5 protein-coding genes are annotated in these 4535 nt (G+C 68.1%); 2 read left to right on the top strand and 3 right to left on the bottom strand.

Annotation, left to right across the window (positions count from 1 at the left end):
- The first annotated feature begins 158 nt into the window (after positions 1 to 158).
- The gene (locus HOQ08_RS08380) at positions 159 to 509 is read left to right on the top strand and encodes a hypothetical protein (protein ID WP_291193231.1); all 351 of its coding nucleotides are present in this window, start codon (positions 159 to 161) and stop codon (positions 507 to 509) included.
- 87 nt (positions 510 to 596) lie between these two features.
- On the opposite strand, the gene HOQ08_RS08375 is transcribed toward HOQ08_RS08380, so the two are convergent.
- The 3 genes from HOQ08_RS08375 to HOQ08_RS08365 form a co-directional block, all read right to left on the bottom strand.
- The gene (locus tag HOQ08_RS08375) at positions 597 to 2675 is read right to left on the bottom strand and encodes a M13 family metallopeptidase (protein WP_291193229.1); all 2079 of its coding nucleotides are present in this window, start codon (positions 2673 to 2675) and stop codon (positions 597 to 599) included.
- 169 nt (positions 2676 to 2844) lie between these two features.
- Positions 2845 to 3300, bottom strand: a complete 456-nt coding sequence (locus HOQ08_RS08370) for a hypothetical protein (protein ID WP_291193227.1) — start codon at positions 3298 to 3300, stop codon at positions 2845 to 2847.
- Entirely contained in the window at positions 3297 to 3887 is a 591-nt protein-coding gene (locus HOQ08_RS08365) for a sigma-70 family RNA polymerase sigma factor (RefSeq protein ID WP_291193225.1), read from the bottom strand. Before HOQ08_RS08365 ends, HOQ08_RS08370 begins: the two co-directional genes overlap by 4 nt.
- A gap of 110 nt (positions 3888 to 3997) precedes the next feature.
- Here HOQ08_RS08365 and HOQ08_RS08360 point away from each other — a divergent pair, with 110 nt between their 5' ends.
- Positions 3998 to 4324 carry a DUF6249 domain-containing protein gene (locus tag HOQ08_RS08360; protein ID WP_291193223.1) on the top strand — a complete coding sequence of 109 codons (327 nt, stop codon included), beginning with the start codon at positions 3998 to 4000 and terminating at the stop codon, positions 4322 to 4324.
- Positions 4325 to 4535: the final 211 nt, after the last annotated feature.

Genomic DNA, 4535 nt, shown 5'->3' with positions numbered 1-4535 from the left:
ATTCGGTCGACCCCAAGCTGTTCGCCGGCCTGTGGTTCCTGGAGCACGCCGGACCGGCCCGCTCCGGTGCGGGCGTACCGGCCTAAAGATTTTCCCCAGCCGGCCGATTCCAGGGGTGTCGCCTCCTATCGACATCCCTAACGCACCGGAATCCGCCCATGAAAACCCTGCTCGCCTCCGCCTTGTTCCTGCTCGCGCCGATGGCCGCCCACGCCGCCTGCTCGCCGACCGACTTCGCCGTGCAGGATTTCAAGATCGCGGCCAACGGCGGCCGCCTGAGCCTCAAGGGTCAGCTCGTCAACCATTGCGCCGAGGCTGCGGCGGCGCAGATCGCGATCCAGGCCAAGGACGCCAGCGGCAACGTGCTGGTGAGCAAGAAGGGTTGGCCGGCGGGCACCGCCAACATCGCCCCGGGTCAGTCGGTCGACTTCGACCTGGGCCGCCTGTTCCGCTATTCCTCCGACATGCAGAGCTTCACCGCCGGCGTGGCGGACGTGCGTACCTGGTAAGCATCGGACTGGATGCATTCAGGCGGAAAGGCCCCGTTCGGGGCCTTTCTTTTTTGCTCTCGGCACCATCGGGATGGGCCGGCTGCCTTACCAGATGTGTACCCGTTCCTTCGGGTCGAGGTAGAGCTTCTGCCCAGGCTTCGGATCGAAGGCCTGGTACCAGGCATCGATGTTGCGCACCGTCTGTGCACGGAAGCGGCCGGGGGCGTGGCCGTCGGTGATCACCTGCTGGCGCAGCGCGGCGTCGCGGGTCTTGGTGCGCCAGGACTGCGCGAACGCCAGGAAGAAGCGCTGGTCGCCGCTCATGCCGCCGATCACCGGGGCGTTCTTGCCGCCGAGCGACTTGTGGTAGGCGATCCATGCGGCAGTCAGGCCCGAGACGTCGGCGATGTTCTCGCCCAGGGTCTGCTGGCCGTTGATGTGCAGGCCTGGCAGCGGCTCGTAGGCGTCGTACTGGGCCGCCAGCTTCTGCCCGGCGGCCTTGAAGTGCGCCAGGTCCTCCGGCGTCCACCAGTTGGCCAGGCGGCCCTGCGCGTCGAACTCGGCGCCGGTGTTGTCGAAGCTGTGGCTGATCTCGTGGCCGATCACCGCGCCGATCGAGCCGTAGTTGGCGGCCGCGTCGGCCTTCGGGTCGAAGAACGGCGCCTCCAGGATCGCCGCCGGGAAGTTGAGCGCATTCTGCAGCGGCAGGTTCACCGCGTTGACCGTCTGCGGGGTCATCCACCACTCGCCGCGGTCGACGCTCCGGCCCAGCTTGGCCTTCTGATGGGCGTACTCCTGTGCGACCGCGCGCAGGTGGTTGCCCAGCGCGTCGTCGGGGCGGATCTCGAGCGCGCCGTAGTCGCGCCAGGTCTCCGGATAGCCCACGCCGACCTTGAGCGTTTCGATCTTGGCCTTGGCCTTCTGCTTGGTCGCGGGCGTCATCCAGTCCAATGAATCCACGCGCTCGTCGAAGGCGGCCAGGATGTTCTTGACCATGTCCTGCACCTGCGCCTTGGACGAGGCGGGGAAGTACTTCTTGACGTAGATCTGGCCGACAGCGTCGCCCAGGTCGTTGTTGACCGCGCCGATCGCCCGCTTCCAGCGGTCGCGCTGCTTGGGCGTGCCGGTCAGGGTGTGGCCGTAGAACTCGAAGCTGGCGTCGGCATAGGCCTTGGGCAGCAGGCCGGCGCTCTCGTTGATGGTGTGGAAGGCGAGGTAGTCCTTCCAGGTCTGGAGTGGCTCGCTGGCGACCAGCGCGGAAAGGCCCTTGATCGCCTGCGGCTGCCAGGCGTCGACGACCGGCTGGCCGGCCAGGCCGGCGGCCTCGAAGAAGGCGTTCCAGTCGATGCCCGGCGCCTTCTGCGCATACGCACTGGCCGGCCACGGATTGTTCGCCTTGTGCACGTCCTCGCTCTCGACCAGGCTTTCCTGCGCCTGGGCGATCTTCGCCTCCAGCGCGAAGATCGCATCGGCCTTGGCCTTGGCATCGGCCATGCCCGCGCGCTGCAGCGTAGCGGCGACATAGGCCTTGTACTTGTCGCGGAAGCCGACCATCTCCGCATCGTTCTTCAGGTAGTAGTCGCGGTTGGGCATGCCCAGGCCGCCCTGCAACAGATAGGCGATGTTGTGCGAGGGGTCTTCCAGGCCCTGCGTCACGAACAGGCCGAACAGGTGCTCGGTATGCCAGCTGGTGGCATTGATCGGGTCGACGTCGGCGCGCAGCTGGCCGCCGAGCACGCGCGAGAGGTCGGTGCGGGTCTTGATCGCGTCGATCTTGTCCAGCTCGGGCTTGAGCGGGTCGAGACCGGCCTTCTCGATCGCCGCCTCGTTCATGAAGGCGGCGTAGTAGTCGGCGATCCTGCGCGCATTGCTGCCGGCGGCGGGATGGCCGGCGCCGGCCTCGCGGATGATCTGCGCGTTGCGCTTCTCGGCCTTCTGGAACACCTCCAGGAAGATGCCGGTGCTGGCGCGGTCGGCCGGGATCACTGCGTTCTTGCGCCAGCTGCCGTTGGCGTAGTCGTCGAAGTCGTCGCCCGGCTGCACCGAGCGGTCCATGCCCTTGAGGTCCACGCCCAGCGGCGTGCCCGCATGCGCCTTGCCTTGCTGCGCCGCCGCGAATGCGCTCGCGCTCACTGCCGAACCGCACGCGATCGCGGCCACCATCATCCATCGCATTGCTTGCATGTCATCGCTCCGTGGGACCAGGGCGCCCACGATAGCCGCGATGGGGCAAGGGTGCGTGCATGACGTCTGGGCTAGGGACGGCACGGCGGAAGCGACGGCCCCCTCCCGAACCCTTCCCTGCTGCGGATGCGGATCCGGTGGGACTCGCTTGTGCCGCGCCCCGCCCGACTCAGGCCATTCGATCGTGCTGCAGCCAGTGCCGGGACAGGCGGGAAAGCCCGAGGCATGCCGCCAATGCCCACAGCCATGGCTTGGCCGCCAGCGCACCGGCTGCCTCCAGGTCGAGCGATGGCAGCCACGTGGCGCCAAAGGACACCACGGCCACCAGCACGGCGAACGCCATGGCCACGGCTAGCAAGGCGAGCAGGTTGCCCTCGAAGCGTGTATCGGCCGCCCGGGCCGGCCGCTCCACCTGGCGCGCGACACGCCGCGCGAAGTCCGGCGGCAACTGGGCATCCAGCGGCTGCGCGAGCAGGTGGGCCACCAGCCGGTAGCCGCGCTGTGCAGGGTCGCCGGCGTTCGGCCCGGCACCGGCGCGTTCATCGGCAAGGGCACGCTCCTGCGCCAGCCACTCGCGCTCCGCCGGGTCGTCATCCGGGAAGGGAAAACGGGGATCGTGGTTCATGCGTCAACTCCCAGCCGGCCTTCGAGCATGTCGCGAAGGCGCAGGCGCGCGCGGAACAGGTGGCTCTTGATGGTGCCGGTGGCCAGCCCGGTGATTGCAGCGATCTCCGGGATGCTGGCCTCTTCCAGATGGTAGAGCGTGAGCACGGTACGCTGCACCGGCGGCAGCGCGTCGACCGCGGCGTGCAGGCGCCGCGCGACCTGCGCATCGCCGAAGGCTTGTTCCAGGTCGAAATCGTCGCCCAGGTTTTCGAGCAGCAAGGGGGCGTCGTCGGCGGCGGCTGCGGCTGGCTCGAACAGCGGAATGCGCTTGCGCTGCAGGTGGCGCAGCGCGATCGAGTAGGCCACCTGCCCGATCCACGACTTCAGCGCGCTCTCGTAGCGGTACTGGTGCAGGCACTGGTGCACGCGCAGGAAGGTTTCCTGGCAAAGCTCCCGCGCATCCTCGGGGTGGCGCACCATGCGGTAGACGATGTGCCAGCACAGGCCCTGGTAGTCGCGCACCAGGCGCTCGAACGCGCCGGGCGCGCCGCGCAGCACGGCATCGACCAGTTCGCGGTCCGGGTTGGGTGGGCAGCTGGCATCCATTGGCCATGGGATACGCGCTGCAGGCAAACGGTTGCAAGTGCTGTCAGTGCAACCGCTGGAGAACTGCCCGTCTCTCTTGTGCCGAACCTTCCACCACAGGAGCAGGACCCATGAATTTCGGCGAACTCATCCCCATCACGCTGTTCATCTGCATCACCTACGCCATCAAGGCCGTGGTCGACGCGCGGGTGCGCCAGAAGATGGTCAGCGTGGGCGGCTCGGAGGAGCTGGTGCGCTCGGTGCTGCAGAGCGAGGAACTGCGCCGCCGGCATTCCTCGCTGCACTGGGGCGTGGTGCTGGTCGCGCTGGGGATCGGCTTCGGGCTGATCCAGGCCTTCGGCTGGCAGGACCTGACGCCCGGGCTGGTGGCGGTGCTGGCGGTGGCCACCGGCGTGGGCAACCTGGTGTTCTACGCGATCGCGCGGCGGCTGGGGTGAGCTTCGCTCGTGTTTCCTTTTCCTTCGCCGGCCTTGGCCCCCTCTCCCCTCCGGGGGAGAGGGTTGGGGTGAGGGGCGGGTGCTCGCGGGATGGGTTGTTGTGCGCTTCGCTTTTTCCCGAGGGGCTTCCGCGACCGGGCTCGCCTGCGGCGGGCTTTCGATCGCCTGCCGGCGCTCGAGTCACTTCTCTTTGCGGGCCCAAAGAGAAGTA

The sequence above is a fragment of the Frateuria sp. genome (assembly GCF_013362045.1).
In the GTDB taxonomy this organism is placed as follows: domain Bacteria; phylum Pseudomonadota; class Gammaproteobacteria; order Xanthomonadales; family Rhodanobacteraceae; genus Frateuria_A.
Note: the sequence above shows the minus strand (reverse complement) of the source record. Positions and strands in the feature narration are given on the sequence as shown.

Excerpts from the sequence above, each read along its gene's own strand:
- HOQ08_RS08360 (WP_291193223.1), top strand. The coding sequence starts at position 3,998 with ATGAATTTCGGCGAACTCATCCCCATCACGCTGTTCATCTGCATCACC.
- HOQ08_RS08370 (WP_291193227.1), bottom strand. The coding sequence starts at position 3,300 with ATGAACCACGATCCCCGTTTTCCCTTCCCGGATGACGACCCGGCGGAG.
- HOQ08_RS08375 (WP_291193229.1), bottom strand. The coding sequence starts at position 2,675 with ATGCAAGCAATGCGATGGATGATGGTGGCCGCGATCGCGTGCGGTTCG.
- HOQ08_RS08365 (WP_291193225.1), bottom strand. The coding sequence starts at position 3,887 with ATGGATGCCAGCTGCCCACCCAACCCGGACCGCGAACTGGTCGATGCC.
- HOQ08_RS08380 (WP_291193231.1), top strand. The coding sequence starts at position 159 with ATGAAAACCCTGCTCGCCTCCGCCTTGTTCCTGCTCGCGCCGATGGCC.